The following is a 26,857-nucleotide window of genomic DNA, read 5'->3' on the forward strand; positions in this document are numbered from 1 at the left end:
TCCACACACCCTAAGGTGCATATCGACCAGACCGGAAGGGGTGTCACTTCATGCGATTTCCCAGCGGGAAAAGTAGACAAATAAATATCAAGGGTGCGACCGCGTCGGTCGCGTGTGTGCTGGTGCTCGCGCTGGCGCTTCCCTCGCACGCGCAGGCGTCCGGGTCCGCGCAGGCCACGGGCGGCGGGCGGCCCGGCGTCACGTCCGGCCCGGGGGCGGCCGATCCGTCGGCCGCGTACGGCCGGGAGAAGTCCGTCGTCACATCGGCGGTGCTGTCCACCGGGCGCGACTCCGTGCCCGACACCCCGACCGGCCTGGACACCAGCCCGAGTTCGGGCGGCTGTCCGGCCTCCGGCCCGTTCGTCTCCCTCGGCAACACCGATGTGACGCTCGGCGCGGAGGTCTCCGACCCCGACGGCGGCACGCTGAACGCCCGGTTCGAGCTGTGGGCGACGGGCCACCATCCCGACGAGGACCCCGGCGGGTCCCTGATCGTCGGCGCCGAGGTCTCCGCGGCTTCCGGGACAGTGGCCTCGCTCCGGGTGCCGGGGGAGACACTGCGGCAGCACCTCACCGCCGCCGACGGCAACTTCTCCTGGCGGGTCCGGGCGCAGGACCGCACGTCCCGGTCCGCGTGGGCACCGGCCGACGACGGGCCCGGCTGCCGGTTCGTCTACGACCCCGACCGCCCGAGCGCACCGCCGACCGTCGAGTCGACCGACTTCCCCGACGCTTCCGAGGGCCGGCCGCAGGAGACCGGAAAGGCCCGGAAGCCCGGCACGTTCATCGTCGGCGACGGCGGTGTCGACGACGTGACGTCGTACGAGTACTGGACGGACTGGGCCCCCGGCCCGCGCTCCGTCGTGCCCACCGCCGACCTCGACGGGGACGGGAGGAAGGACGGCGAGGTCACGCTCGTTCCGCCGACGAGCGGACCGCACACGCTGAACGTCCGCAGCCTGGACGCCGCCGGGAACCGGTCGGACCTCACCCGGTACAGCTTCTGGGCCGACGGCCCCACCGCCCCGGACGGGCCCGGGGACCTCGACGGCGACGGAATCGCCGACCTCTACGGTGTACGCGCCGACGGTGAGCTGGTGCTCTTCCCCGGTGAGGGGGACGGCCGCGTCGGAGCCGCCACCGTGGCCGCGAGCACCGACTTCGACGGCGCCGCCCTCACCCGTCGCGGTGACTGGACCGGGGACGGCTACGAGGACCTGATCGCCGCGCTCCCCGGCGACGGCGGGAAGTCCCTCCACCTGTTCCCCAACAACGGAACGGGCTTCGCCTGCACGAGCCCCGGCGAACAGCCCGACGAGCAGTCGCCGCCCTGCACCGAGGGCGCGCGGCAGCTCCGGGTGTTCGACGAGCGGAACAACCACTGGGCGGCGGCCGACCAGATCCTCGCGATCGGAGACGTCGACGGGCCGCAGGACATCGACGGCGACGGCACGGCGGACGTTCCGGGCTTCCCCGACCTCCTGGTCAAGGAAGGCGACCGGCTCTGGCTGTACTTCGGCTCCCCGGCCTACTACCTCGACATGGAACGGGACCCGGTCCTGCTCGGTGAGGGCCCCTGGGCCGACTACGACCTCGTCGCGCCGGGCGACCGCACCGGGAACGGGCACGTGGACCTCATCGCCCGCGACAGGAACACCGGCCGGCTGCTCCTCTTCGAAGGCACGGGACACTCCGGCGAGGGGCTCGGTTCCGAGTCGGCGTCCGTCGTCCTCGACACCGGCTGGACCCCCGCCGACCGTCCGCTGCTCACGGCCGCCCCGGACGCGGGCGGCGATCGGGCCGCCGGCCTCTGGGCGACCGGCGGCGACGGCGGGCTCCGCTACTACCCGGACGTCCCGGGCAGCGGGATCCCCGTGGGCACCGCGGACCGGCCGGACCTCCAGGCGCTGAGCTGATCCCGGCGGCACGGAACCGAGCGGCGGCCCGTACCGGACGCGTTCCGGTACGGGCCGCCCGCGTGCGGGAACGCGCCGGTGCCCGTCCGGTTGCCCGGCGGCGGGGCCGAGGCCCTGGTCATGGACGCGCGTACGGGCACGGGAACCGGGCTGGTCGACGTCCCGCCGGGGTCGGTGACGCCGACGGACCGGCGGACGCGGCGCAGTTGGCTCGTGCGAACGCGTCCATGAGGTGGGCGGCAAGGACCCCGACGCCTGGGGTCTCCACGAGATGCCGGGCAACGTCCGGGACTGGTGCGGGGACGCCCACGACGCCGAGGCGTACGGCGCCTGCCGGGTGCTGCGCGGCGGCGGCTGGTGCGACGAGCACGGGAGCCGCCGCGCCTCCGCCCGCCGCCGCAGCCACCGGACGTTCCGCGTCGACGACATGGGCTTCCGCCTCGCCCGCTCGGGCACCGACGGACCGCCGTTTACTCCTCCGGCGGGAACACCACCTCGTCCGAGCCGCTCAGGGTGATCGTGATCGCCTCGACCGGGCAGCCCTCGGCGGCCGTGAGGACCTTCTCGTCGGCGTCGGTCTCCGCGTCCACCGGGTGGGACTGACGGGCGGTGTCCAGGGCGAAGCGGCCCGGGGCGTGGTTCAGGCACATCCCGGAGCCGATGCAGACGCCCCGGTCGACCTCCACGGACCAGCGGTCCCCCATCACGCCTCCCCGTATCCGGCCGGCAGGTGGATCATCTTGTGCTCGAAGTACTCGCCGTACCCCTCGGGGCCGAACTCCCGGCCCAGACCGGAGTTCTTGTACCCACCGAACGGGCCCAGCATGTCGAGGCTGAAGGTGTTCACGCTGTACGTGCCGGTCCTGACCCGGCGGGCGATGTCGATGCCGTGCTCGGTGTCGGCGGTCCAGACGCTGCCGCTCAGTCCGTACTCGGAGTCGTCGGCGATCCTCACCGCCTCGTCCTCGTCGCCGTACGGCAGCAGGCAGATGACGGGACCGAAGATCTCCTCGCGGGCGATGCGCATGGAGTTGTCGACGTCCCCGAAGAGGGTCGGCTCGACGTACCAGCCGCGCTCCTGGGACGCCGGACGGCCGCCGCCGGTCAGGACCTTGGCGCCCTCGTCCTGCCCGATCCGGATGTAGTCGAGCGAACGCCGCTGCTGGCGGCGGGCGACGAGGGGGCCGAGTTCGGTGGCGGGGTCCAGCGGATCGCCGACCTTCAGCGCGCCCGCCGCGGCGGCGAACGCCTCGGCCGTCTCGTCGTAGCGGGAACGCGGGACGAGGATGCGGGTCTGGGCCACGCACGCCTGGCCGTTGATCATCCAGGCGAAGGGGACGATGCCCGCGACGGCGGCGTCCAGGTCGGCGTCCGGGAGGATCACCGCGGCGGACTTGCCGCCCAGCTCCAGGGTGACCCGGGTGAGGTTGCGGGAGGCGACCTCCATCACCCGGCGCCCGGCGGCCACCGACCCGGTGAACGACACCTTGTCGACGCCCGGGTGCCCGACCAGGTACTCGCTGACCTCCCGGTCGGCGGGCAGGATCGACAGCACGCCCTCCGGCAGCCCGGCGTCGGCGGCGATCTCCGCCAGCAGATAGGCGTCCAGCGGCGTCTCCGGCGAGACCTTGAGCACCGCGGAGCAGCCCGCCAGCAGGGCCGGCGCGAGCTTGGCGGCGGCGGTGAACTGCGGGACGTTCCACGGCACCACGGCCGCGACCACCCCGACCGGCTCCCGGCGCACCAGCAGCGGCCCGAGCGCCCCGGCCCGCCGTTCCTCGTACGGGAAGTCGCGGGCGACGGTGATCGCCGAGTCCCACACCATCATCGCGGCGAGTGCCTGCACCATCACGCTCGATGTGTACGGGGTGCCGTTCTGCGCGCTGATGACCCGGGCGATCTCCTCGTACCGCGCGGCGAACGCGTCCTTGATCCGGGTCACCACCGCGATCCGCTCGTCCAGGCCCATCCGCGCCCAGGGCCCCTCGTCGAACGCCCGCCGCGCGGCGGCGACGGCCCGGTCCACGTCCGCCTCGCAGGCGTGCGGCACCCGGCCGATGACCTGTTCGGTGTGGGGCGAGACGACCTCGATCACGTCCCGGCCCAGCGGATCGACCAACTCCCCGCCGATGAAGAGTTTTCCGTGTTCGACAAGCTCGGTCATGACTGCTGCCTCCCGCGGCCCGGCGCGCGTCGTCCGGATCGGTGTCCGGGTCGGTGCCCGACCCGGCATCTGACTCTGTTTCAGAACTGATACCAGTTCCAGTTCCAGGAGTCCACGGCCGCGACCACGGCCCTCGAAGCCGCGGGGTCCGTGAGAGCGTCCGGAGGAGATGGGTGACCAGGGCTACTACTGAAACAAGTTCTCGTTACAGTGGGGGCGACGCACCGGAACCGCGAAACCGCACGTCGTCTGGAGAGATGGGGACCTCATGGCACAGGTGACCGACCACGGCGGAGGCGTGCACAGCATCAAGGTGCCCATCCCGGACAACCCGCTCGGCCACACGCTCGTGCACGTCCTGGAGACCGACCGGGGTCCGGTCCTGATCGACACCGGGTGGGACGACCCCGAGGCATGGGACACGCTCCGCGCCGGACTCACCGCCGTCGGTACGGAGATGGCGGACATCCACGGCGTGGTCATCACCCACCACCACCCCGACCACCACGGGCTCTCCGGGCAGGTGCGGGAGGCCTCCGGGGCGTGGATCGCCATGCACGCGGCGGACACCGCGATCGTGCGCCGTACCCGTGAGTCCCGGCCCGGCACCTGGCTGACGTATCTCGTGGCCAAGCTCACCGCGGTCGGCGCGCCCGAGGAGCACCTCGCGCCGCTGCGGGCCGCCGCGGCGGACGGGGGCCGTCTGCGGACCCTGCCGGGGCTGCGGGCCGCCCTGCCGGACCGGGAGATCGTGCCCGGCGAGCTGCTCGACCTGGCGGGGCGCAGACTGCGGGCGATCTGGACGCCGGGGCACACGCCGGGGCACGTGTGTCTGCATCTGGACGAGGAGCATCCGGGGAATCTGCCGGGCCGGGGGCGGCTCTTCTCCGGCGATCACCTGCTGCCGGGGATCAGCCCGCACATCGGGCTGTACGAGGACCCGGACGACGCCGCCGCCACCGATCCCCCCGCGGGCTCCCGGCCGCGTCCGAGCGGGGGAGACCCGCTCGGCGACTACCTCGACTCGCTGGAGCGGATCGGCAGGCTCGGGGCCGCCGAGGTGCTGCCCGCCCATCAGTACGCCTTCACCGACGCGGCCGGGCGGGTACGGGAGCTCCTCGCCCATCACGAGGAACGGCTGACCGGGCTGCTCGGGCTGCTGGCCGGGCCGCTGACGCCGTGGGAACTGGCCGAGCGGATGGAGTGGAACCGGCCCTGGGAGCAGATCCCGCACGGCTCCCGGAACATCGCGGTCTCGGAGGCGGAGGCGCATCTGCGGAGGCTGGTGAAGCTCGGTCGCGCGGAGGCGGTGCCGGGGACCGAGCCGGTGACGTACATCGCGGTGTGAGCGGCGAGCGGGGCGCGGCCGGCGGTGAATGGCGAGGGTGGTGTGAGCCGGGCCGGGCGGTACGGCTCCGCGCCGCCCTACTGACCCACCCTGGCATGCGGGTCATGGTCATTCGTGCGGGACCGGTCGTGCCAGTGGATTCCGCGTGATCGCCGGGACGGCCCCCGGGACGCCCGGCCTAAGCCGCCCCGGGGACCGTCCCGGACCGCCCGGTAGAGTGTGCGGGTCGTCATCATGCCCGTTCAGGGGGAAGCCGGTGCGAATCCGGCACTGACCACGCAGCCGTGAACCGTCCCGGAGACGGTGAGCCGGAATGCCCTGTCCGCGGACGTGACCGGCTCCCACCACCGATCCCGGTGGTCGGCACCGTCGAGGTATACGGAGCCGGAGCCTGGTGCCTGAGCGTGCCTGTGCCCGGTTCGTCGCACAGGAGAGGCCCCGCCCGCCATGACCGTACGCCGCAGCGCAGCAACGCTCGCCGCCACCGCCGCCGTGCTCTGCGCGGCCGCAGCGCCGGTCGCGGTCGCCGCGCCGTCCCCGTCGCCCTCGCCGTCCGCCGCGCTGCCCGCCGGGCTGTACGGCACGAAGGACCCCACCTACGACGGGGTGTGGCGGCAGTCGATGGCCTTCCTCGCCCAGCGGCTCGAAGGGGTCACCCCGGCCGCGAAGTCGGTGGACTGGCTGATCGGCCAGCAGTGCGCCGACGGGGCCTACGCGGCGTACCGGGCCGATGTCTCCGAGCCGTGCGACGACAAGACGGTGCTGGACACCAACGCCACCGCGGCCGCCACCCAGGCACTGGTCGAGGTCGGCGGCCACCGGGACATCGTGAACAACGGCGTGCGCTGGCTGAAGTCCGTGCAGAACGAGGACGGCGGCTGGGGCTACACCGCGGGCGCGCCCAGCGACGCCAACTCCACCTCCCTGGTGATCGGCGCCCTCGCCCGCCAGGGACAGCGGCTCGCGGACATCACGACCCCCGGCGGCAAGACCCCCTACGACCCGCTGCTCGCGCTCGCGATCCCGTGCGGCGGCAAGGACGGCGGGGCCTTCGCGTACCAGCCCGACAAGAAGGGGAAGCTGACCGCGAACGCGGACGCCACCGCGGCCGCCGTGCTCGGCACGATGGGCAAGGCCATGGCCGTCGGCGACAACGCCGCGGGCAAGGCCCCCCGCTGCCACCCGGGCTCCGGCCTCACGCCCGAGCAGGCCGCCCAGAACGGCGCCCACTACCTCGTCGGCGCCCTCGCCGGGAGCGGCCATCTGAACCAGGCGCCGATGCCCGGTGCCGCCGACACGACCCCGCAGCCCGACTTCGGCAACACCGCCGACGCGGTCGTCGCGCTGTCCGCCTCCGGCCACCAGGACAAGGCGGCCGGGGCGATCGCCTGGCTGAAGAAGAACGCCATGGACTGGGCCGGGCAGAACGGCCCCGCCGCCTACGCCCAGCTGGTCCTGGCCGCCCACGCGACCGGCAACGACGCCCGCGACTTCGGCGGAGTCGACCTGGTGGCCCGGCTGAACGCGGCCGGCCCCGCGCCCGCCGCCGTCGTGACGCCCGACCCGTCCGCCGACACCGGGTACGAGGCCACCGAGAAGGACCAGGTCCACAGCGGCGACGACGTGATCGGCGGCGTGTGGTGGTACATCGGCATCGCCCTGGTCCTCGCCGCGATCGCGTTCTTCCTGATCAGCGGTCGCCGGAAGAACAGGCAGCCGTGAGGCGGGCGGGAAGGGCCACCGCGCTGCTGGTGGTCCTGGGCGCCGTCCTGGCCGTGCTGGGCGCGGGACCGGCCCAGGCGGCCGGCTACCGCTACTGGTCGTTCTGGGAGGACTCCGGCTCCGGCTGGACGTACGCCACCCAGGGCCCGTCCCTGGTCCGGCCCGACGACGGCGCGGTGGAGGGCTTCCGGTTCTCGGTGAGCGAGGACTCCCAGGACGCGGCGAAACCGCGCCGCGCCCCCGACTTCGCGAAGATCTGCGCGGGCACCCCGGCCGAGGACGGCACCAAGCGGATCGCCCTCGTCATCGACCCGGGCACCGCCGCCGACGCCCCGGCCGGTGAGACCCCGCCCGCGCCGCGCACCGCGTGCGCCCGGGTGAGCCCCGACGCCAGTGCGGCCGAGGCGCTCGCCGCCGTGGCCAAGCCCCTGCGGTACAGCGGCGACGCGATGCTCTGCGCCATCACCGGCTACCCGGCCTCGGGCTGCGGCGAGCAGGTCTCCGGCGACGGGCACGGCACGCCCGCCCCGTCCCCGACCGGCTCCGCGTCCGCGTCGTCGGCCGCCGGCGGCTCGGGCGGTTCCGGCGGCTCCCCGTCCGCCGGGGTGTTCGTCGGCATCGGCGCCGTTCTCCTCCTCGGCGTCGCCGCGGTCGTGCGGGCCCGCCGCCGCCGCGGATGACCACCCCGACCGGCTCCGCGGTCCTGGCGAGCCGCCGCCCGCTGCGCGCCCCCGAAGCGACCCGGAGCAACGCGCTGCCCGCCGGGGCCTGGTGGCTGTGGGCGCTCGGCCTGGCCACCGCCGCCTCCCGCACCACCAACCCGCTGCTGCTCGGGCTGCTGGTGGGGGTGGCCGGTTATGTCGTGGCGGCGCGCCGCACGGACGCCCCGTGGGCCCGTTCGTACGGGGCGTTCCTCAGGATCGGACTGTTCGTCATCGCCGTGCGGCTGGTCTTCTCCGTCTTCCTCGGCTCGCCGATCCCCGGCACCCATCCGCTGTTCACGCTCCCCGAGGTGCCGCTGCCCGGCTGGGCGCAGGGGATCAGGATCGGCGGCCGGGTCACCGCCGAGCAGCTGCTCTTCGCCCTGTACGACGGGGCGAAACTGGCCACCCTGCTGATCTGCGTCGGTGCGGCGAACTCGCTCGCCAACCCGGCCCGGCTGCTGAAGTCGCTGCCGGGCGCGCTGTACGAGGCGGGCGTCGCCGTCGTCGTCGCGATGACCTTCGCGCCGAACATGGTCGCCGACGTGATGCGGCTGCGCACCGCCCGCCGGCTGCGCGGCCGTCCGACCGGCGGCATCGGCGCGGTCCTCCAGACCGGGCTGCCGGTCCTGGAGGGCGCGCTGGAGCGGTCGGTCGCGGTGGCGGCGTCGATGGACGCGCGGGGGTACGGGCGCACGGCGCAGGTCCCGCCCGCCGTCCGGCACACCACGAACGTCCTCACCCTCGGCGGGCTGCTCGGCGTGTGCGCCGGTACGTACGGGCTGCTGGCCGCGGAGGGCGCCCGGTACGGGCTGCCCCTGCTGGTCGCCGGGCTCGTCGCCGCGATGGCCGGGCTGCGGCTCGGCGGGGCCCGCTCGGTGCGTACCCGTTACCGGCCCGACCGGTGGGGCGCGCGGGCCTGGCTGGTGGCGGGCTCGGGGGTCGCGGTGGCGGTGGCGATGATCCGGGCGGGCGGGGTCCTCGGGGAGGCGCTGCACCCCGGGGTGGTGCCGCTGGTCGCGCCGGCGCTTCCGCTGTGGCCCGCGGCGGCGGTGCTGATCGGGCTGCTGCCCGCGGTGGTGGCGCCCGTGCCGCCCTCGGCGGGCGCCCCGTATTCCAAGGAGTTCCAGTGATCCGGTTCGAGCAGGTCTCGGTGCGCTACGAAGGAACGGAGCGCCCCACCCTGACCGGGGTCGATCTGACCGTTCCGGAGGGCGAGTTGGTGCTGCTCGTCGGTCCGTCCGGGGTCGGCAAGTCCACGCTGCTGGGTGCCGTGTCCGGTCTGGTGCCGCACTTCACCGGCGGCACGCTGAGCGGCCGGGTCACGGTCGACGGGCGCGACACCCGTACCCACAGACCGCGCGAGCTCGCCGATCTGGTCGGCACGGTGGGCCAGGACCCGCTCTCCCACTTCGTCACCGACACGGTCGAGGACGAGCTGGCGTACGGCATGGAGTCGCTGGGGCTCGCCCCCGACGTGATGCGGCGGCGGGTCGAGGAGACCCTCGACCTGCTGGGCCTCGCCGAGCTGCGCGACCGGCCGATCGCCACGCTCTCCGGCGGCCAGCAGCAGCGGGTGGCGATCGGTTCCGTCCTCACCCCGCATCCGAGGGTCCTGGTCCTCGACGAGCCGACCTCCGCGCTGGACCCGGCGGCGGCCGAGGAGGTCCTCGCCGTGCTGCAACGGCTGGTGCACGACCTGGGCACGACGGTCCTGATGGCGGAGCACCGGCTGGAGCGGGTCGTCCAGTACGCGGACCGGGTGGTCCTGCTGCCGTCGCCGGGCGCCGCCCCCGTCGTGGGCGCGCCCGCGGACGTCATGGCCGTCTCCCCGGTCCATCCGCCGGTCGTCGCGCTGGGCAGGCTGGCGGGGTGGGAGCCGCTGCCGCTCTCGGTCCGCGACGCGCGGCGCCGGGCGGCGGAGCTGCGCGAGCGGCTGGCGCCGGTGCGCCCGCCCGCCCCCGGGCCGGTGGCGGCCGCCGCCGTGCCCGCCCCGGCCCCCTCGCCCGTGCGGCGCGGAGCGCTGGCCCGGCTGCTGGGCCGTGGGACCGGCGACCGCGGTGGGCCCGAGCCGGTCGCCGGTCCCACGGCCCGGGTCGAGCGGCTCGGGGTACGGCGCGGGCGCGTCGAGGCGCTGCGCCGGGTGACGCTCACCGTCGGCCCCGGCGAGACCGTCGCCCTGATGGGGCGCAACGGCGCCGGCAAGTCCACCCTGCTGGCGGCGCTCGTCGGCATGGTCGAGCCGACCACCGGCACCGTCCTGGTCGGCGGCCGGCCCCCGCACCGCACCGAGCCGCGCGAGATGGTGCGCCGGGTCGGGCTGGTACCGCAGGAGCCACGCGATCTGCTGTACGCGGACACCGTCGCCGCCGAGTGCGCCGCGGCCGACGGCGACGCGGGCGCCGCCCCGGGCAGCTGCCGGGCCCTGGTCTCCGAGCTGCTGCCGGGTGTGCCGGACGACACCCATCCCCGTGATCTCTCCGAGGGCCAGCGCCTCGCGCTCGCCCTGGCCGTCGTGCTCACCGCGCGGCCCCCGCTGCTGCTCCTGGACGAGCCGACCCGCGGTCTGGACTACGCGGCGAAGGCCCGGCTGGTGGGGGTGGTGCGGGGTCTCGCGGCCGAGGGCCACGCGATCGTGCTGGCCACCCATGACGTGGAGCTCGCCGCGGAGCTGGCGCACCGGGTGGTGATCCTCGCCGACGGGGAGATTGTCGCGGACGGGGAGACCCGGCAGGTGGTGGTGTCGTCCCCGGCGTTCGCCCCGCAGACGGCGAAGATCCTCGCGCCGCAGGAGTGGCTGACCGTGCCGCAGGTGCGCGCCGCGCTCGGCGGGTCCTCGTGAGCGCGCGCCGGGCGCGGCCGGTACGGCTCGGGCCGCGTGCGATCGCCGCGCTCGTCCTCGTCAGCGCGATCGGGCTGGTGGCGTTCGGCTGGCCGCTGCTGGCCGGTCCGGAGGCCGGGCTGGCGCACTCGCGGGACGCGCCGTGGCTGTTCGCCGCGCTGCTGCCGCTGCTGGTCGGGGTGGTGGTCGCGATGATCGCCGACTCCGGTCTGGACGCGAAGGCGGTGGCGATGCTGGGGGTGCTGGCCGCGGTCGGCGCGGCGCTGCGGCCGCTGGGGGCGGGCACGGCGGGGCTGGAGCCGATGTTCTTCCTGATGGTGCTGAGCGGCCGGGTGCTCGGGCCGGGCTTCGGCTTCGTGCTGGGCTCGGTGACCATGTTCGCCTCCGCGCTGCTCACCGGCGGGGTGGGGCCGTGGATGCCGTTCCAGATGCTGTCGATGGGCTGGTTCTCGATGGGCGCGGGCCTGCTGCCCGGCCCGGACCGGCTGCGCGGGCGGGCCGAGCTGCTGACGCTGGCGGGGTACGGGTGCGTGGCGTCGTTCGCGTACGGCACGGTGATGAACCTGTACGGCTGGACGATCGTGCCCGGTCTCGGCTCGGGGATCTCGTTCCACCCGGGGGACTCGGTGGCGGAGAACCTGGTGCGCTTCCTGGCGTACTGCGTGGCCACCTCGCTCGGCTGGGACCTGGGCCGGGCGGTGCTCACCGCGGTGCTGACGCTGGCCGTCGGACCGGCGCTGCTGAAGGCGCTGCGCCGGGCCACCCGGCGCGCCAACTTCGAGGCCCAGGTCACATTTGACGCTCCCCGCGAGTGAGGGCTCCCACAGGACCTTGGTCCACCACTACCGGGGGTCGTAGTCGCCCCGTGGCCGAGGGCCGCGCCCGGGTCCCGCGCCGACCTGCGGTGATGCCTCCGGGGCGGCCGGGGCGGCCCGGGTCGTTCGGGCCCGGGTGCTAGGCGGGCTCGTACCGGGGGTCGTTGCGGTGGTTGAAAGCCGCCGCTAACACTGGATGAGTCGCCGAGCACCGCAGGGTCCGCCGAACCGGACCGCGGTCGACGAAGACCGGTCCACCCGCACCACCGCACGACTGCGGACCGGCCCGCGACTCCCCCGTACCCGACGTTAGGTCTCTCTGTGTCGTTCGCCCGTAACCTCCTCGCCAAGCCCCGCAACGCCCGCCGCAAGTCCGCCGTCGCAGGCGCCGCCGTGCTCCTCGGCGCCACCGGCCTGGGCCTCGGCGTCTCCCCGGCCATGGCCGCACCGGCCGCCGCGCCGACGACCGTCGCGGCGAGCGCGCAGGCCACGGCGAAGTCGATGATCGGCGACGCCGCGCAGTTCCAGTGCTTCAGCAACATCGTCCAGCACGAGAGCGGCTGGAACCACACCGCCACCAACGCCTCCTCCGGCGCCTACGGTCTCGTGCAGGCCCTGCCCGGCTCGAAGATGGCCTCCGCCGGTGCCGACTGGCAGACCAACCCCGCCACCCAGATCAAGTGGGGCGTGGACTACATGAACTCCCGCTACGGCAGCCCGTGCGCCGCCTGGTCGTTCTGGCAGGCCAACAGCTGGTACTGAGCCGGCGACCCGAACACCCTCACCGAGGCCCCGACCACCGGTCGGGGCCTCGGCCGTGCCCGGCCCCGGCCCGGTCGTCCGCCGGGCGGCGGGGCGCCGGACCACGCTTGGCCAAACCATTACCCGTTAGTCCATTTAGGCGCTTTTGGCTCGACCGTCCGTTCCCAGCGGCCACCGGCGCGTTGTCACTCTCGTGGAACCACGAGAATTCTGGGAGCGGAACACCGTCCTGGCGGAAGCTTTCTGCGCCAGCGACGAACGCATGCGCCAGGCACAGGCGTTGCTGGACGAGACACAGGCGGAGCGCAGCAGAACGCTGGCCGCCTTCGCCGTCACGGTCGGTGACGACGGATCGATCGCGGATCTGATGGGCCTGAACGAACGAGAAGTGCGATTAGCACGACGCACGGTCGGCCGCAGTGACGCGCGCAACCTCGCCGAGAAACTCCTGAGCCGGTCCCAGCCGGCGGCGGGCGGCGCGGCGGAGCCCCCCGCGCCGGAGAACGCCGTACCGCACCCGGCCGACGAGACCCCCGTCCCGCCGCAGCCTCCGGACGCCCCGCAGCCGCCACCGTCCTCGGCTCCGGCCCTCATCCCGGCACCCTCGCCGCCGGCCGAGGTGGAGCACACCGTCGCCTGGTCGCCGAGCATGGACTCCGTGCTGCTGTGGAGCTGGGAGTCGGGCCTGGACCTCCAGACGGTGGCCGCCGAACTCGGGCTGGAGGTACGCACGCTGCTGATGCGCGTCCAGGAACTCGCCAACGACGGTCTGCTCACCCTCGCGACCCCGGTCGCGGAGGTGAGCCGGTCCGGACGGCACCGCCGCCACCCCCACGAGGAGGGCTACGCGGCGCTGTTCAGCCCGACCGCCACCTTCCCCACCCACGTGCCGTACTGATCACGCACCCCCGTCGCCCCGGCGACCGGGCCCCGGCCGGACGACCGGCCGGGGTTCCCCCCACCCCGCCGGTCCCGCGCTCAGTGCCGCGCGGCCACCGCGTCGAACCAGCGGACGATCTGCGGCCCCGACTTCATGTACGTGGTGTTGTGGTCGACCGGACCCTGGTCGACCACCGGGGCGCCGACGCCCCGGGCCTTGAGGTCGGCGGCGCAGTGGCGGGCGTTGGCGATCGGGACATCGGTGTCGCCGGACGCGGAGTAGAGCCGTACCGGGACGCCCGGCTTCCAGGCGCAGTTGCCGTCCTGGGCGCGCGCCGCCTCCAGCAGACCGCCGTCGAGGTGCTGGAGCCTGCGGTAGTAGTCGTCGGTGAGCATCTCCTTCAGCGTCGCGGGCAGCGCCGAGATGATCTGCTCCTCGGTGTGGTGGGTGTCGAAGAGATCGTCGACGACGTCCGCGTAGGGCTTCCGGAACGCCTCGGAGGTGTCCTTGTAGAGCGGGTGCAGTCTGCTCTGCGCGGTGAGGTAGTACGCCATGTAGAAGACGGCGCTGGTGTCGTTGACCCGGCCGTCGAAGAGGGCGGGCGTCTCGGCGTTCTCGATGTCGTAGGGGCCCGATACGGGGGCGAGCGCCCGGAGCCTGAAGTTCCGGTCCGCCCCCTTGTCGAGCGCCCTGCCCAGGGCCATCGCGACCTGGCCGCCCTGGGAGAAGCCGCTGGCGTACACCTCGCCGGTGAGCGGCCGGTTCAGCCGCAGCGCGGCGGTCCGGGAGGCGCGCAGCATGTCGACGGAGGCGGTGACGGCGGACGCGGTGTCCATGTAGGGGTGGCGGCCGGGGCCCTTGCCGAGGCCCAGGTAGTCGGGTGCGGCGACGGCACGGCCCGCCGAGGCGTGCAGGTACGAGGCGAAGCGGCCGAAGTCCTCGGCGGCGGAGGGCGCGTAGTCGCGGTGGGCCATGGTGCCGTGGGTGTCGGAGACCACGTCGAGACGGTGCGGCCCGCCCTTGGGGAGGGTCAGGAGGCCGGTCGCGGTGGTGGGGGCGCCCTGCGGGGTGACGGTGCGGTAGGTGAGGCGGTAGGCCCGCAGCCCCTGGCGGACGGTGCCGGTGTCCATGCCGCCCGAGGCGAGGAACTCGGCCACCCGCGCGCGGTCGAGGTCGGCCACGGGGGTGAGGGCCAGGAGGGTGCCTCTGCCGTGCGCGGCCTGGGAGTGCGCGGCCTGGGAGTGCGCCGCCGCGGGCGCTCCGGCGGGCTGCTGCGCCACGGCCGGCGCGACGCCGAGGGCGGCGAGGACCAGCGCCGCTGCGGCCGCGGTCGTGCGGCGGGCGATGCGTCTCGTTGTGCGCGAAGTCCCTTGTGCGGTCGGGGCGTTGTTGTTTTCCATGGCGACGAAACTATGCGGGGCCTCGCCGCGCCGACATCGGCGTGGGCCCCCGGTCCTGGGTGCACCTGACACCACCCCGGGCCGGGGGCCTGCCCGACGCTCGCGGCCGACCGGGTCCGGCCGGAGGCGCTCAGAGCCGCTCAGAGCCGCTCAGAGCCGCTGGATGATCGTCCCGGTCGCCAGCGCTCCGCCCGCGCACATCGTGATGAGCGCGAACTCCTTGTCCCGGCGCTCCAGTTCGTGCAGCGCGGTGGTGATGAGCCGGGCGCCGGTGGCACCCACCGGGTGGCCGAGCGCGATGGCCCCGCCGTTGACGTTGACCTTTTCGAGGTCCTGCTCGAAGACCTGGGCCCAGCTCAGCACCACGGAGGCGAAGGCCTCGTTGATCTCGACGATGTCGATGTCCTTGAGCGACATCCCGGCCTTGCCGAGCACCGCGCGGGTCGCGTCGACCGGCCCGTCGAGGTGGAAGTGCGGATCCGAACCGACCAGGGCCTGGGCGACGATCCGGGCGCGCGGCCGGAGCTTGAGGGCGCGCGCCATCCGCTTGGAGGCCCACATGATCGCGCAGGCGCCGTCGGAGATCTGCGAGGAGTTGCCCGCGGTGTGGATGGCCGTGGGCATGACCGGCTTGAGCCGGCCGAGCCCGTCCATGGTGGTGTCGCGCAACCCTTCGTCCCGGTCGACCAGACGCCACATGCCCTGTCCGGCCGCCTGCTCCTCCTCGGTGGTCGGCACCTGGACCGCGTACGTCTCCCGTTTGAACCGTTCCTCGGCCCAGGCGACGGCGGCCCGCTCCTGCGAGATCAGCCCGAGCGAGTCGACGTTCTCCCGGGTCAGCCCGCGCTTGCGGGCGATGCGCTCGGCGGCCTCGAACTGGTTGGGCAGGTCGACGTTCCACTCGTCGGGCCAGGGCTTGCCCGGCCCGTGCTTGGAGCCGCTGCCCAGCGGCACCCGCGACATGGCCTCGACACCACAGCTGATGCCGATGTCGACGACCCCGGCCGCGACCATGTTGGCCACCATGTGGGAGGCCTGCTGCGAGGAGCCGCACTGGCAGTCCACGGTGGTGGCGGCGGTCTCGTACGGGAGGCCCACCGCGAGCCAGGCGTTGCGGGCCGGGTTCATGGACTGTTCACCGGCATGGGTGACCGTGCCGCCGACGATCTGTTCGACGCAGTCGGCGTGGATGCCGGTGCGGCCGAGGAGTTCTCGGTAGGTCTCGCCCAGCAGATAGCCGGGATGCAGATTGGCGAGCGCGCCTCCGCGCTTGCCGATGGGGGTGCGTACGGCTTCGACGATGACGGGTTCCGCGGCCATGAGCTCGTCCTCTCCTCGCACTTCCGCAGGGGCGTCCCGGCGCCCACGGGTGGAACTAGTACGCGTTCTAGTTCTGCAAGCAGTCTTATGAGCCTTACCCCCGGTACGCAAGAGGCCTGCACGCACCACGCGTCCGCTCCATACCGGCCCCACCCACTCTTCACGCAACAGAACGGACCACCGCTCTTGCCAGTTGTAGAACTCGTTACTACCTTTCCGTCAACATCTGATGGGCCGTCAGGCAATGTCCGCCGGCCCTCGGACCGACCTGGAGATGCCGATGCCCTGCCCCCATCTGCCCGAAGGGTTCGACTTCACCGACCCCGATCTGCTCCAATCCCGCATTCCGCACCCGGAGTTCGCCCAGATGCGGCAGACCGCACCGGTCTGGTGGTGCACCCAGCCGAACGGCATCTCCGGTTTCGACGACGCGGGCTACTGGGTCGTCACCCGGCACGCCGACGTCAAGTACGTCTCCACCCACCCCGAGCTGTTCTCCTCGCACACCAACACCGCGGTCATCCGCTTCAACGAGTCGATCAGCCGGGACCAGATCGACGTCCAGAAGCTGATCATGCTGAACATGGACCCGCCCGAGCACACCCGGGTCCGCCAGATCGTCCAGCGGGGCTTCACCCCCCGGGCGGTGCGCTCCCTGGAGCAGGCCCTTCGCAGCCGCGCCCGCTCGATCGTGGAGACCGCGCTCGCCTCGGCCGACGACGACGGTTCGTTCGACTTCGTCACCAACATCGCCGTCGAACTGCCGCTCCAGGCGATCGCGGAGCTCATCGGCGTACCGCAGGAGGACCGGTCCAAGCTCTTCGACTGGTCCAACAAGATGGCCGCGTACGACGATCCCGAGTACGCGATCACCGAGGAGATCGGCACCGAGGCGGCCATGGAGATCGTCTCGTACTCGATGAACCTGGCGGCCGCCCGCAAGGAGTGCCCGGCCAAGGACATCGTCTCCCAGCTGGTCGCCGCGGAGGGCGAGGGGAACCTCTCCTCCGACGAGTTCGGCTTCTTCGTGATCCTGCTCGCCGTCGCCGGCAACGAGACCACCCGCAACGCCATCAGCCACGGCATGCACGCCTTCCTCACCCACCCCGAGGAGTGGGAGCTCTACAAGCGCGAGCGCCCGGAGACGACGGCCGAGGAGATCGTCCGCTGGGCCACCCCCGTGGTCTCCTTCCAGCGGACCGCGACCCAGGACACCGAACTGGGCGGGCAGCGGATCAGGAAGGGCGACCGGGTCGGGCTGTTCTACTCGTCGGCCAACAACGACCCCGAGGTCTTCGAGAACCCGGAGACCTTCGACATCTCCCGCGATCCCAATCCGCACCTCGGCTTCGGCGGCGGCGGCCCGCACTTCTGCCTCGGCAAGTCCCTCGCCGTGATGGAGATCAACCTGATCTTCAACGCGATCGCGGACGTGCTGCCCGATCTGCGGCTGGTCGGCGATCCCCGGCGGCTGCGCTCGGCCTGGCTCAACGGGATCAAGCAGCTCCAGGTCAGTACGGCCACGAGCCCCGCCGGTCCGGGTGGCCCGGGTGCCGGTACCGCCGATTCCGGTTCCGCCGCCGGGAGCTGACCGCTTCCGCCGGTCGTGGACGGCGGGGGCCTCCTTCCTCACGCCCCGGCCCCCGTCGTCCGTACCGGGCGCCGCCCGTCGCCGAACCCCCGAGCGGGAGGCGCACAACGGCGCGAGGATCATGACGGGCATGCGTGCCCTGCTCTCCGCCTTCACCCCCATCTGGATGCTCACCGCGATCGGGTACGCGGTCGGCCGCAGCGGTCTGCTGGGCGACCGGGCGGAGGCCGTGCTCGGCCGGTTCGTCTTCCACGTGGCCATGCCCGCGGCGCTGTTCACCATGGTGTCCGGGGCACGGCCGGGCTCCTTCGCCAACTCCTCGATGGTGGCCTTCGCCGTCAGTACCGCGCTGGTCTGCGGTCTCGGGTTCCTGGCGTCCGGGCGGCTCTTCGGGCGGGGCACGGCCGACCGGGCGGTCGGCGGCATGGCCTCGGGCTACGTCAACTCCGCCAATCTCGGCATTCCGGTGGCGGTGCAGGTGCTCGGTGACGCCTCGTTCGTCGCCCAGATCATCCTGTTCCAGGTCCTGTTGGTCTCCCCGGTGGTCCTCACCCTGCTGGACACGGGCACGGGGGCGAGGGCGGGGACGGGCTCCGGGAAGCGCGTGGTGGTCCGGCGGATGGTGACCATGCCGGTCCGCAATCCCGTCATCATGGCCTCCCTGCTCGGGCTGGCCGTCTCCGCGCTCGGGCTGCGGCTGCCGCACGCCCTCGCCCACTCCTTCGACCTGCTGGGCACCGCCGCCGTACCGACGGCCCTGGTCACGCTGGGCCTCTCCCTGAACGGCCGCCCGTCCGGCGGCACCGCGGCGTCCCTGAACGGCCGCCCGTCCGGCGGCACCGCGGCGAAGGAGGCGCCACCCGGGGCGCACGCGGGGCGCACGGGGCGTGCCGAGGTCGCCGTGACGGTGGCGCTCAAGACGCTCCTCCAGCCCCTGGTCGCCTACCTCGTCGGCGGCCCGCTGCTGGGGCTGCCGGAGCACCAGCTCCTGGCCGTGGTGGTCTGCTCGGCGCTGCCGACCGCTCAGAACGCCTTCCTCTACGCCCAGCAGTACGGGCTGGACACCCGGGTGGCCCGCGACGCCGTGGTCTCCTCGACGGTGGTCTCCATGGTCACGCTCTCGCTCGCCGCCTGGGCCCTGGGACCGGCGGGTTCCTGAGCCGTTCGAGTGGCGGACCGGGGCGTACGGGCGGATGCTGGTCGGGCGGCGATCCATGCCGAAGGGGTGCCGGGACGAGGTGTTCGTCCCGGCACCCCTTCGGCCCCTCCGGCCCGCTCGGAGCTGCTTACCCTCCAGCCCGCTCAGAGCTGTTTGCCGCCCACCGCGTCGTCCGTCGCCCTCGGCAGCTGCACCGGCAGCGCCACCGGCGCCGCCGGGCCGTCCTGCGGCTTCGCCGCCGCCGGTACCGCCACTGGCCGCGGCCTCCGGGGGCCCGCCAGCAGACGGGTGAGCCCGAAGCCGAGCGCGACCACGGCCGCTCCGCCCACCGCGTCCAGCACCCAGTGATTGGCCGTGGCGACGATCGCGGAGACCGTGAGGAGCGGGTGCAGCAGCCCCAGCGCCTTCATCCACGCCTTCGGGGCCAGCAGGACGACGATCACACCGCACCAGAGCGACCAGCCGAAGTGCAGCGAGGGCATCGCCGCGTACTGGTTGGTCACCGCGGTCAGGCTTCCGTAGTCCGGTTTCGCGAAGTCCTGGACGCCGTGGACCGTGTCGATGAAACCGAGCCCCGGCATCAGGCGCGGCGGGGCCAGCGGGTAGAGCCAGAACCCGGCCAGCGCGAACAGCGTGGCGAAGCCGATGGTGCCGCGGGCCCAGCGGTAGTCCGCGGGGCGGCGTACGTAGAGCACCCCGAGGATCGCCAGCGGCACGACGAAGTGGAACGTCGCGTAGTAGTAGTCGAAGAAGGCCCTCAGCGGGCCGATGTGCGCGACCGCGTGGTTGACCCGGTGCTCGATGTCGATGTGCAGCCACTGTTCGACGGCGTGGATCTGGCGGCCGTGGTGCTCGGCGGTGGCCCGGCCGGCCGTCGCCGCGAGCCGGACATGGGCGTACGCGGAGTACACGACCCTGATCAGGAGCAGTTCCAGCAGCAGGTTGGGACGGCTCAGCACCCGCCGGAGCGGCAGCAGCGGGACCCGGCTCCAGCGGGCCGGGGCCGGGGCGGCGCGGTCCGCGGGGATCGGGTGCCGCCAGTGCTCCGAGGTGCGCGGCAGGAACGGCACGGCGCAGGCCGCGACGAGCGCGACGATCAGCAGCACGTTGTCGCGCACGGGGAAGACCGCCTCGATGTTCGGCAGCAGCACCGTCCCCGGCAGGGTGAGCACCAGGACCACGACCGCGGGCCAGACCAGCCGGTCGGAGGCCCGCTTCCCGACCCGTCCGGCCACGGCGAGCAGCACCCACAGCAGCTGGTGCTGCCAGGCGGTCGGCGAGACGGCGACCGCGACGCAGCCGGTCACGGCGACGGCGAGGAGCAGCTGCCCGTCCCCGGCGTACCGGGCGGCGCGGCGCAGCCCGAGGAAGCAGACGGCGGCCGCCAGCGCCGCGTACAGCGCGATCTCCGGCGGGCCCGCGAGGCCGGACCGGAGCAGGGCGCCGTGCAGGGACTGGTTGGCGAGGCCGTCCGCGTGGCCGCCGAGCCCGGCGCCCGCGACATGGTGCACCCAGTACGTCCATGAGTCGCCCGGCATCACGGCCCAGGCCAGGGCCGTACAGGCGGCGAAGACCGCGCCGCCGGTCAGCGCGGCCCGTTGGCGCCCGGTCAGCCAGAAGAGCACCGCGAAGAGCAGCACGGTCGGCTGGAGCGCGGCCGCCAGTCCGACCAGGAGGCCCGGGGCGCGTTCCCCGCGCACCACGAAGCAGCCCAGCAGCACCAGCAGGACGGGCAGGATGCTGGTCTGCCCCAGGTCCAGGGCGTCGCGCACCGGCAGCGAGACCATCAGCAGGCTGATCGCGACGGGTGCGGACAGCAGCGCGGTACGGCGGGACACCGGCCCCGGCAGCGCACGCGCGGCCACGACGCCCAGCGCGGCGACGAGCAGCAGCGAGCCGAAGGTCCAGACGACGCCCAGGTTCTGTTCGGCGGCGCGGGCCAGCGGTTTCAGCACCAGCCCGGCGAACGGGGTCCCGGTGAACCGGTCGCTGTCGTACAGCGAGCCCGTCAGGTGCAGGACGCCGTTCTCGCCGATCCAGGTCTCCAGATCGGTGAGCCGCTCGCCCGGCGGCTGTCTCAGCACCACCGCCATCTGCCGCACCGCCAGCGCGGCCACGACCAGCCAGAGCAGGGCACGGGCGGTCCCGGTCCTCGCCCCCGTCGCCACGTCCCCGCCCACCCCGTGCTCCGCATTCGCCACGCCGCGCCGCCCCTCCCGCCGATCCCGGTACCCGTCCCTCGATCCGGACGTTTCTGAAACCATCGCACCGCACTACGACATAGACCCAATCGACCCTTTTCCCACCTGACTGTCACCCGGCTTCCCACCGAATGGACGTACGGACGCCCCGGGCGCGCCGGGGTCGCCGGGGCCTCCGGAGGCGGAAACGTGGCCGGAACCGGAACCCGGGTTCGTACGTCCTCCCCCGTGTTCGTCGATCACGGGGGAGGCAGGCGGTCCATGCGGCACGCAGGGGTGAAACGGAGAACACCGGGTGACGGCGGCGGGCGCGCGTGGACGGCGCGTGCGCTGTCCCTGCTGCTGATGCTGGTGTCGCTGCAACTGGGATCACTGATCAGCCCGGCGTTCGCCTGTGGCTGCGGGGCGATGGTTCCGGGCGGGGGAACCCGGGTCTCGGTCGACCGGGAGACGTCCGTGGTCGGCTGGGACGGCCGGACCGAGCAGATCGTCATGCGGCTCACGGTCCGCGGGAACGCCCCCGAGGCGGCCTGGATCATGCCGGTGCCGCACCGCGCGAGCGTGGGGCTGGGCGATCCCGGCCTCTTCTCCGAGCTCTCCGCCCTGACCTCGCCGGAGCGGGTGACCCGGCACTACTTCTGGCCGCGCTCCCACGACTGGCCGTTCACCGGCCCCTCCCGCGTCGGTGACGGGGCACGGGCTCCGATGCCCGGGGCCCCGGCGGTCGAGGTGGTCGGCCGGGAGCGGCTCGGCCCCTTCGACGTGGCGCGGCTGGCCGCGAACGACCCCGAGGCCCTGCGGAAGTGGCTGGAGGACAACGGTTTCGACCTGCCCGACCGGCTGGCGACGGCGCTGAGGCCCTATGTCGACCAGGGGTGGGAGTACGTAGCGATCCGGCTCGCCCCCCGCGAGGGCGACAACCCGCTCGGCGGCACGCTCGACCCGCTGCGGCTGCGCTTCGCCAGCGACCGGCTGGTCTACCCGATGCGGCTGTCGAAGCTGGCGTCGACCCCGCAGCAGCTCGGTCTGTACGTCCTCGCCGCGCACCGCATGGAGCCGCGCGGCCCGATCGGCGGCGATGCGCCGGAGGTGACGTACGCGGGCCGGATCGATCCCCGCTCGGGGGCGCAGGGCACGGACGCGCTCGACGGGCTGACGGGCGGGAAGCCGGTCTTCCTCACCGCGATCGAGCAGTCGTTCCCGCACCCGGAGCGGATCGACGGCGATCACGAGCTGCGCGCGGCCGACGCCGACACCCCGTACCGGCGCCAGGTGTACGAGGACCGGCTGCTGACCGTGGTCGGCACCCCCGCCTGGGTGCTCTCGCTGCTCGCGACGGTGCTGCTGGCGGCGGCCGTCACGGTGGTGCTGGTGCTGCGGGCCCGGCGACCGGCGGGGCCCGGGGGACAGCAGGGCCAGGAGGGGCAAGAGGGGTAGTAGGGGCCGGAGGGGCCCTGGGGCCGGAGGGGCCCTGGGGACAGAAGGGACAGCAGGAGTAACAGGGACAGCAGGGTCGGGAGGGCCAGGAGGGCCGGGGAGCACCCGTCGGCCGGTGAAATCGTTGGCCGCCTTGAGCGTGTCCGGCCGAGAATGGCCGGCATGACCTGGACATGGGCCCCTGAACCGTTCGACTCCCCCGATGCCACGCTGCTGCGCCGCGACTACTACGGCGAGGTCGCCGGGCGCTACTGGGGGCGGCCCGCCACCGCCGAGGAGATCGACGAGGGGCTCACCGACGACGGGGCCGACCGGCTCGTCCCGCCCACCGGCCAGTTCGTCGTCGGCCGCTTCGACGGGGCGGCGGCGGCCTGCGCCGGGCTGCTGGTGGTGGACGCGGACACCGCCGAGGTGACGCGGGTGTTCGTGCGCCCCGGGCACCGGGGCACGGGCGGCGGCGGACTGCTCATGGCAGCCGTCGAGGAGACGGCCCGCGCCTTCGGCATCCGCACGCTCCGGCTCGACACCCGCGACGACCTGGTCGAGGCGCGGGGCCTGTACGCGAAGCACGGCTACCGGGAGGTCCCGGCGTTCCACCGGCGGCAGTACGCGGAGCACTGGTTCGCGAAGGAGTTGCCCGCGCCGTGCCCGGCATCCGAGGCACGTACGACGCCCGGGGCGCCGTAGTCCGCGCCCACGCGGATACCGGCGCGCCCGCGACCGGCACACGGCGGGACGCCATGGCCCCGCCCCGGCACGGGTTCAGTCCGGTTCAGTCCGGTTCGGGTCGGTTCAGGCCGCTGCGGGCCGCGTGGTCCCGCTTCGGTTCGGGGCTGTGCGGCCGTTCCCTGCTCGACCCGTTCGTCTCGGCGGTCAGCTCCTCCACGAGCCTGACCAGGTCGGTCGGGCGGTCCGGCCCCCACCAGTCGCCCAGCAGCTCGGCCATGGACTCCTCCCGGGCGTCCGAGAGCTTCACCACGACCTCCGATCCGGCCTCGGTGAGCACCAGCTGTACGCCCTCGCGCCGCACCAGCCCGCGTTCCTCCAGCTGGCGGGCCGCGTCACTGATCACCCGCAGCGGCACCGGGGCGATGTCGGCGAGCATCGCCGGTTCGACCGTGCCGTGCCGTTTGATCCGCAGCAGCATCCAACTGGCCGCGGGCAGCAGGTCGTACCCCGCCTTCTTGGTGATCTTCACATAGACCTCGCGGCGCCCCGCCCGGGTGGCGAGCACCGAGAGCGCGCGGGCGCATTCGTCGTACGAGGACCGTTGGACCGGGTTCGACGCCAGCGTCTCGCTCACCTCCGGGGCCGTGACCGAGCCACGTAGTTTGTCCTCCTTGAGGAACCAGGCGAAGACGAAGGCGACCAGCACGACGGGGGCCGCGTACAGGAACACGTCCGTGATTGAGGTCGCGTAGGCGTGGAGCACCGCGGGCCGCAGCGTGGGCGGCAGTTGCCCGATGGCGCGCGGGTCGGAGGCCAGTCCGTTCACGCCGGCACCGGGGGGCAGCGCGTGGCCGGCGAGCGCCGCGGCGAGTTTGTCGGTGAGCCGGTTGGTGAAGATCGTGCCGAAGACGGCGACGCCGAAGGAGGCGCCGATGGAACGGAAGAAGGTGGCCCCGGAGGTGGCGACGCCGAGGTCCTCGTAGGTGACGGCGTTCTGCACGACCAGCACCAGGACCTGCATCACCAGGCCGAGCCCCGCGCCGAAGACGAAGAAGTAACTGCTCATCACCCAGGTGCTGCTGGTCTCCGTGAGCCGGTGCAGCAGCAGGAGTCCGATGGCGGTCAGGCCGGTGCCCGCGATCGGGAAGACCTTCCAGCGGCCGGTGCGGCTGACGATCTGGCCGGAGGCGGTCGAGGTGAGGAGCAGCCCGAACACCATCGGGAGCATGTGCACCCCGGACATCGTCGGCGAGATGGAGTGCACCACCTGGAGGAAGGTCGGCAGATAGGTCATCGCCCCGAACATCGCGAAGCCGACGACGAAGCTGATGACGGCGACGAGTGTGAAGGTCCTGATCCGGAAGAGCTTCAGCGGGATGACGGGTTCGGCGGCCCGGCGTTCCACGTACACGAAGGCGACCAGCAGCAGCACGCTCAGCACGGCGAGGCCGATGATCTGCGCCGAGCCCCAGGCCCAGGTGGTGCCGCCGAGCGAGGCCACGAGCACCATGCAGGTGGCGACGGAGGCGATGAGGAAGGTGCCGAGGTAGTCGATGGTGTGTTTCGTGCTGCGGACCGGGATGTGCAGTACGGCGGCGATCACCAGGAGCGCCACGACGCCGATCGGCAGGTTGATGTAGAAGACCCACCGCCAGGTGAGCTGCTCGGTGAACAGACCGCCGAGGAGCGGCCCGAGCACGCTCGTCGCCCCGAAGACCGCCCCGAACAGCCCCTGGTACTTGCCGCGTTCGCGCGGCGGGACGAGGTCGCCGACGATCGCCATCGAGAGCACGATGAGGCCGCCGCCGCCGAGTCCCTGAAGGGCCCGGAAGCCGATGAGCTGCGGCATGTTCTGGGCGATGCCGCAGAGTGCCGAACCGATGAGGAAGATGACGATGGCGGCCTGGAAGAGCTTCTTGCGGCCGTACTGGTCGCCGAGCTTGCCCCAGAGCGGGGTCGCGGCGGTCGAGGCCAGCAGATAGGCCGTGACCACCCAGGAGAGATGTTCCAGACCGCCGAGGTCGCTGACGATGGTGGGCAGTGCGGTGGCGACGATGGTCTGGTCGAGCGCGGCCAGGAGCATGCCGAGGAGCAGTGCCCCGATGGCCACGAGGATCGACCGCCTGGAGCGCTCCGCGCCGGGGGCCGGTACCGGGGCCGGTGCCGGGGGGCTCAAATGCTGGGCCATGGAACATCTCCTCGGGTCCGCTACATCCCTATCCTGGCCTTTCCGTACGGTTATGGCCTGCTGAGCAGGGGCACGCCGGGAGCGCGCTGCATAATCGCAGGGCAATCAAGGGGAGGGGCCCACGATGACCGGACATATATGCCCGGAGTGCGGTATGGACGGCGGACCCGGCAGAAGACCCGGGGCCCGTTCCATGTGCGGCTGCGGGCGGTCGGCGGCCGAGCAGTGGTCGGCAGCCGAGCCGTACCGGGCCGCCGAGCCGTACCGGGCCGCCGAACAGCATCGGGCCGAGCGGGCGGCGGCGGACCAGGCGGAGATCGCTGCCGCCGAGGACTTCGATCCGCTGCGGATACGGCCGTACGTGACGCTGGGGAACGACACCGCGCGGACTTCGGCGCCGGGGCAGCCGGGGCAGCCGGAAGAGCGTGGGGCACAGGTGTCTGCGGAGGGGTCTGACGCGCACCTCCCCGTGACGGAGCGTCCGGACGGACGGGCGCCACACCCCGCAGCGGAACATCCGAACGGGCGGGCGCCGCACGACGGGCAGGAGCCGCACCACGGGCAGGCGCCGCACGACGGGCGGGCGCCGCACGACGGGCAGACGCCACACCACGGGCAGGAGCCGCGCCTCCCCGGGGCGGACGCCGCAACCACGATGCCGCTCTTCCTGGGCTCGGGCGCGGCGGGCCGTCCCCTGCCGGACGCCGCCGGACCGAACGCCCCTGCCGCTCCCGTCCCCACCCCCACCCCCACCCCCACCCCCACCACCGTCCCTGTCCTCGTCCCCACCGCAGGCGCGGCCGGTCCTTCCGGCGGCGAGGGCGAGGAACCCGAACCGTCGCAGCGCCGCCGCCCCTTCGCCGCCGCCGCGGTCGGAGCGGCACTGATCGCCGTGGTGGGCGCGGCGGCCTTCGCGAGCGGGCTCCTCGGCGGAGGCGGCGACGGGGACACGGACCGGCAGCAGGCCCTGCCCGGCACGGCGGTCGACGACCTCCCCGGGGCGAGCCTCCGCGCGACGGATCCGGCATCGGCCTCCGTATCGCACTCCCCCTCCGCCCCGGCCCCCACGGCCCCGTCCGCATCCGCCCCGGCCTCCGCGTCGACCTCGGCAAGCACCTCGCCGTCCCCCTCCGCGTCCGCCACCTCCTCGCAACCCGCCTCCTCCCCCTCGCCCTCGGGGACCCCCAGCGGTTCGACGTCGCCCGCGTCCCTCGCCGGGGCCGCGCTGCACCCGGGCGACCAGGGCCCCGAGGTGGCCGAACTACAACGCCGCCTGGAGGAGCTGTGGCTGTACCACGGGCGCGACGACGGCACCTATTCGGACCAGGTCGAGCGCGCGGTGAGGGTCTACCAGTCGTACAAGTTCATCGAGGGCGACCCCTCGGGGGTGTACGGCCCCCACACCCGCCGCGCACTGGAGGCGGAGACGACGGGCCGGGGCTCCTCCTGAGACCGGAACCCCTCCCGAGACCGGACTCCTACTGAGGCCGGAACTCCCCCGAGACCGGACGCCTCCCGAGGCCGGGACGCCCCCTGAGGCCAGGGTTCCTTCCGAGTCCGAGGCCGAGTCCGAGTCCGAGTCCGAGGCCGGGACGGAAGGGACCCGGCCGCCCGGATCGGCAGGGATTGGCTTTCTCGGACATGTTTTTGTATCGTGATGGAACAAAGTAGCCTCCGCCCGCCACCCCCTGACCGGCGGGCGAGGCTGCTTGTTCTCCTTCCCGCGTACGCGCCCCCGGGGC

The 26,857-nt window shown here is 73.4% G+C and carries 20 protein-coding genes, 1 pseudogene and 1 riboswitch; of the genes and pseudogenes, 15 read left to right on the forward strand and 6 right to left on the reverse strand.

What is annotated here, in order from left to right; genetic code table 11:
• The first annotated feature begins 50 nt into the window (after positions 1-50).
• Together ACFVFH_RS02810 and ACFVFH_RS02815 are read left to right on the forward strand one after the other, a co-directional pair.
• Positions 51-1,916: an FG-GAP-like repeat-containing protein gene (locus ACFVFH_RS02810; RefSeq protein WP_383762438.1), complete on the forward strand. Its 1,866-nt coding sequence runs from the start codon at positions 51-53 to the stop codon at positions 1,914-1,916.
• A gap of 211 nt (positions 1,917-2,127) precedes the next feature.
• A pseudogene (locus ACFVFH_RS02815) lies at positions 2,128-2,433 on the forward strand (SUMF1/EgtB/PvdO family nonheme iron enzyme); the annotation flags it as partial.
• On the opposite strand, the gene ACFVFH_RS02820 reads toward ACFVFH_RS02815, so the two are convergent.
• Both ACFVFH_RS02820 and ACFVFH_RS02825 read right to left on the reverse strand, forming a co-directional pair.
• Entirely contained in the window at positions 2,387-2,620 is a 234-nt protein-coding gene (locus ACFVFH_RS02820) for a ferredoxin (RefSeq protein WP_383762441.1), read from the reverse strand. The pseudogene ACFVFH_RS02815 and the gene ACFVFH_RS02820 sit on opposite strands and share 47 nt — an antisense overlap.
• Positions 2,620-4,080 carry an aldehyde dehydrogenase gene (locus tag ACFVFH_RS02825; protein WP_383762444.1) on the reverse strand — a complete coding sequence of 487 codons (1,461 nt, stop codon included), beginning with the start codon at positions 4,078-4,080 and terminating at the stop codon, positions 2,620-2,622. Before ACFVFH_RS02825 ends, ACFVFH_RS02820 begins: the two co-directional genes overlap by 1 nt.
• Positions 4,081-4,348: 268 nt before the next feature.
• On the opposite strand from ACFVFH_RS02825, the gene ACFVFH_RS02830 reads away from it, so the two are divergent.
• From ACFVFH_RS02830 to ACFVFH_RS02865, 8 genes are all read left to right on the forward strand, one after another.
• Positions 4,349-5,428 (forward strand): MBL fold metallo-hydrolase, encoded by a 1,080-nt coding sequence (locus ACFVFH_RS02830; RefSeq protein WP_383762447.1) that lies wholly within the window; start codon positions 4,349-4,351, stop codon positions 5,426-5,428.
• A gap of 206 nt (positions 5,429-5,634) precedes the next feature.
• A riboswitch (cobalamin riboswitch) is annotated at positions 5,635-5,769 on the forward strand.
• Between the two features lie 106 nt (positions 5,770-5,875).
• Positions 5,876-7,150, forward strand: coding sequence for a prenyltransferase/squalene oxidase repeat-containing protein (locus ACFVFH_RS02835; RefSeq protein ID WP_383762450.1), 1,275 nt, complete (start codon positions 5,876-5,878; stop codon positions 7,148-7,150).
• Positions 7,147-7,830: an SCO2322 family protein gene (locus ACFVFH_RS02840; RefSeq protein ID WP_383762452.1), complete on the forward strand. Its 684-nt coding sequence runs from the start codon at positions 7,147-7,149 to the stop codon at positions 7,828-7,830. The genes ACFVFH_RS02835 and ACFVFH_RS02840 overlap by 4 nt, the downstream gene beginning before the upstream one ends.
• Positions 7,827-8,984, forward strand: a complete 1,158-nt coding sequence (locus tag ACFVFH_RS02845) for an energy-coupling factor transporter transmembrane component T (protein ID WP_383762454.1) — start codon at positions 7,827-7,829, stop codon at positions 8,982-8,984. Before ACFVFH_RS02840 ends, ACFVFH_RS02845 begins: the two co-directional genes overlap by 4 nt.
• Positions 8,981-10,693, forward strand: coding sequence for an ABC transporter ATP-binding protein (locus tag ACFVFH_RS02850; RefSeq protein ID WP_383762456.1), 1,713 nt, complete (start codon positions 8,981-8,983; stop codon positions 10,691-10,693). The genes ACFVFH_RS02845 and ACFVFH_RS02850 overlap by 4 nt, the downstream gene beginning before the upstream one ends.
• The gene (locus ACFVFH_RS02855) at positions 10,690-11,508 is read left to right on the forward strand and encodes an ECF transporter S component (RefSeq protein ID WP_383762458.1); all 819 of its coding nucleotides are present in this window, start codon (positions 10,690-10,692) and stop codon (positions 11,506-11,508) included. Before ACFVFH_RS02850 ends, ACFVFH_RS02855 begins: the two co-directional genes overlap by 4 nt.
• Positions 11,509-11,829: 321 nt before the next feature.
• On the forward strand, positions 11,830-12,270 hold the full coding sequence (locus ACFVFH_RS02860; RefSeq protein WP_383762460.1) for a transglycosylase SLT domain-containing protein: 441 nt from the start codon (positions 11,830-11,832) through the stop codon (positions 12,268-12,270).
• A 193-nt stretch (positions 12,271-12,463) separates the two neighbouring features.
• Positions 12,464-13,168: a hypothetical protein gene (locus tag ACFVFH_RS02865; protein ID WP_383762463.1), complete on the forward strand. Its 705-nt coding sequence runs from the start codon at positions 12,464-12,466 to the stop codon at positions 13,166-13,168.
• An 80-nt stretch (positions 13,169-13,248) separates the two neighbouring features.
• On the opposite strand, the gene ACFVFH_RS02870 is transcribed toward ACFVFH_RS02865, so the two are convergent.
• Entirely contained in the window at positions 13,249-14,550 is a 1,302-nt protein-coding gene (locus ACFVFH_RS02870) for an alpha/beta hydrolase family protein (protein WP_383762466.1), read from the reverse strand.
• 150 nt (positions 14,551-14,700) lie between these two features.
• Positions 14,701-15,870, reverse strand: a complete 1,170-nt coding sequence (locus ACFVFH_RS02875) for a steroid 3-ketoacyl-CoA thiolase (protein ID WP_383762468.1) — start codon at positions 15,868-15,870, stop codon at positions 14,701-14,703.
• Between the two features lie 280 nt (positions 15,871-16,150).
• Here ACFVFH_RS02875 and ACFVFH_RS02880 point away from each other — a divergent pair, with 280 nt between their 5' ends.
• Together ACFVFH_RS02880 and ACFVFH_RS02885 are read left to right on the forward strand one after the other, a co-directional pair.
• The gene (locus tag ACFVFH_RS02880; protein ID WP_383762471.1) at positions 16,151-17,461 is read left to right on the forward strand and encodes a cytochrome P450; all 1,311 of its coding nucleotides are present in this window, start codon (positions 16,151-16,153) and stop codon (positions 17,459-17,461) included.
• A 130-nt stretch (positions 17,462-17,591) separates the two neighbouring features.
• On the forward strand, positions 17,592-18,620 hold the full coding sequence (locus ACFVFH_RS02885) for an AEC family transporter (protein ID WP_383762474.1): 1,029 nt from the start codon (positions 17,592-17,594) through the stop codon (positions 18,618-18,620).
• 143 nt (positions 18,621-18,763) lie between these two features.
• Here the strand turns inward: ACFVFH_RS02885 and ACFVFH_RS02890 are convergent, their stop codons facing one another.
• Positions 18,764-20,752, reverse strand: coding sequence for a bifunctional glycosyltransferase 87/phosphatase PAP2 family protein (locus tag ACFVFH_RS02890; RefSeq protein ID WP_383763532.1), 1,989 nt, complete (start codon positions 20,750-20,752; stop codon positions 18,764-18,766).
• A 414-nt stretch (positions 20,753-21,166) separates the two neighbouring features.
• Here ACFVFH_RS02890 and ACFVFH_RS02895 point away from each other — a divergent pair, with 414 nt between their 5' ends.
• Together ACFVFH_RS02895 and ACFVFH_RS02900 are read left to right on the forward strand one after the other, a co-directional pair.
• The gene (locus ACFVFH_RS02895) at positions 21,167-22,258 is read left to right on the forward strand and encodes a DUF2330 domain-containing protein (protein ID WP_383763535.1); all 1,092 of its coding nucleotides are present in this window, start codon (positions 21,167-21,169) and stop codon (positions 22,256-22,258) included.
• 162 nt (positions 22,259-22,420) lie between these two features.
• Complete coding sequence (locus tag ACFVFH_RS02900; RefSeq protein ID WP_383762477.1) at positions 22,421-22,945, forward strand: GNAT family N-acetyltransferase; 525 nt, start codon at positions 22,421-22,423, stop codon at positions 22,943-22,945.
• Positions 22,946-23,030: 85 nt separating this feature from the next.
• Here the strand turns inward: ACFVFH_RS02900 and ACFVFH_RS02905 are convergent, their stop codons facing one another.
• On the reverse strand, positions 23,031-25,115 hold the full coding sequence (locus ACFVFH_RS02905; protein ID WP_383762479.1) for an MFS transporter: 2,085 nt from the start codon (positions 25,113-25,115) through the stop codon (positions 23,031-23,033).
• A gap of 154 nt (positions 25,116-25,269) precedes the next feature.
• On the opposite strand from ACFVFH_RS02905, the gene ACFVFH_RS02910 reads away from it, so the two are divergent.
• Positions 25,270-26,565, forward strand: a complete 1,296-nt coding sequence (locus ACFVFH_RS02910; protein WP_383762482.1) for a peptidoglycan-binding protein — start codon at positions 25,270-25,272, stop codon at positions 26,563-26,565.
• Positions 26,566-26,857: the final 292 nt, after the last annotated feature.

Source organism: Streptomyces sp. NPDC057697 (genome assembly GCF_042799335.1).
Classification (GTDB): Bacteria; Actinomycetota; Actinomycetes; order Streptomycetales; family Streptomycetaceae; genus Streptomyces.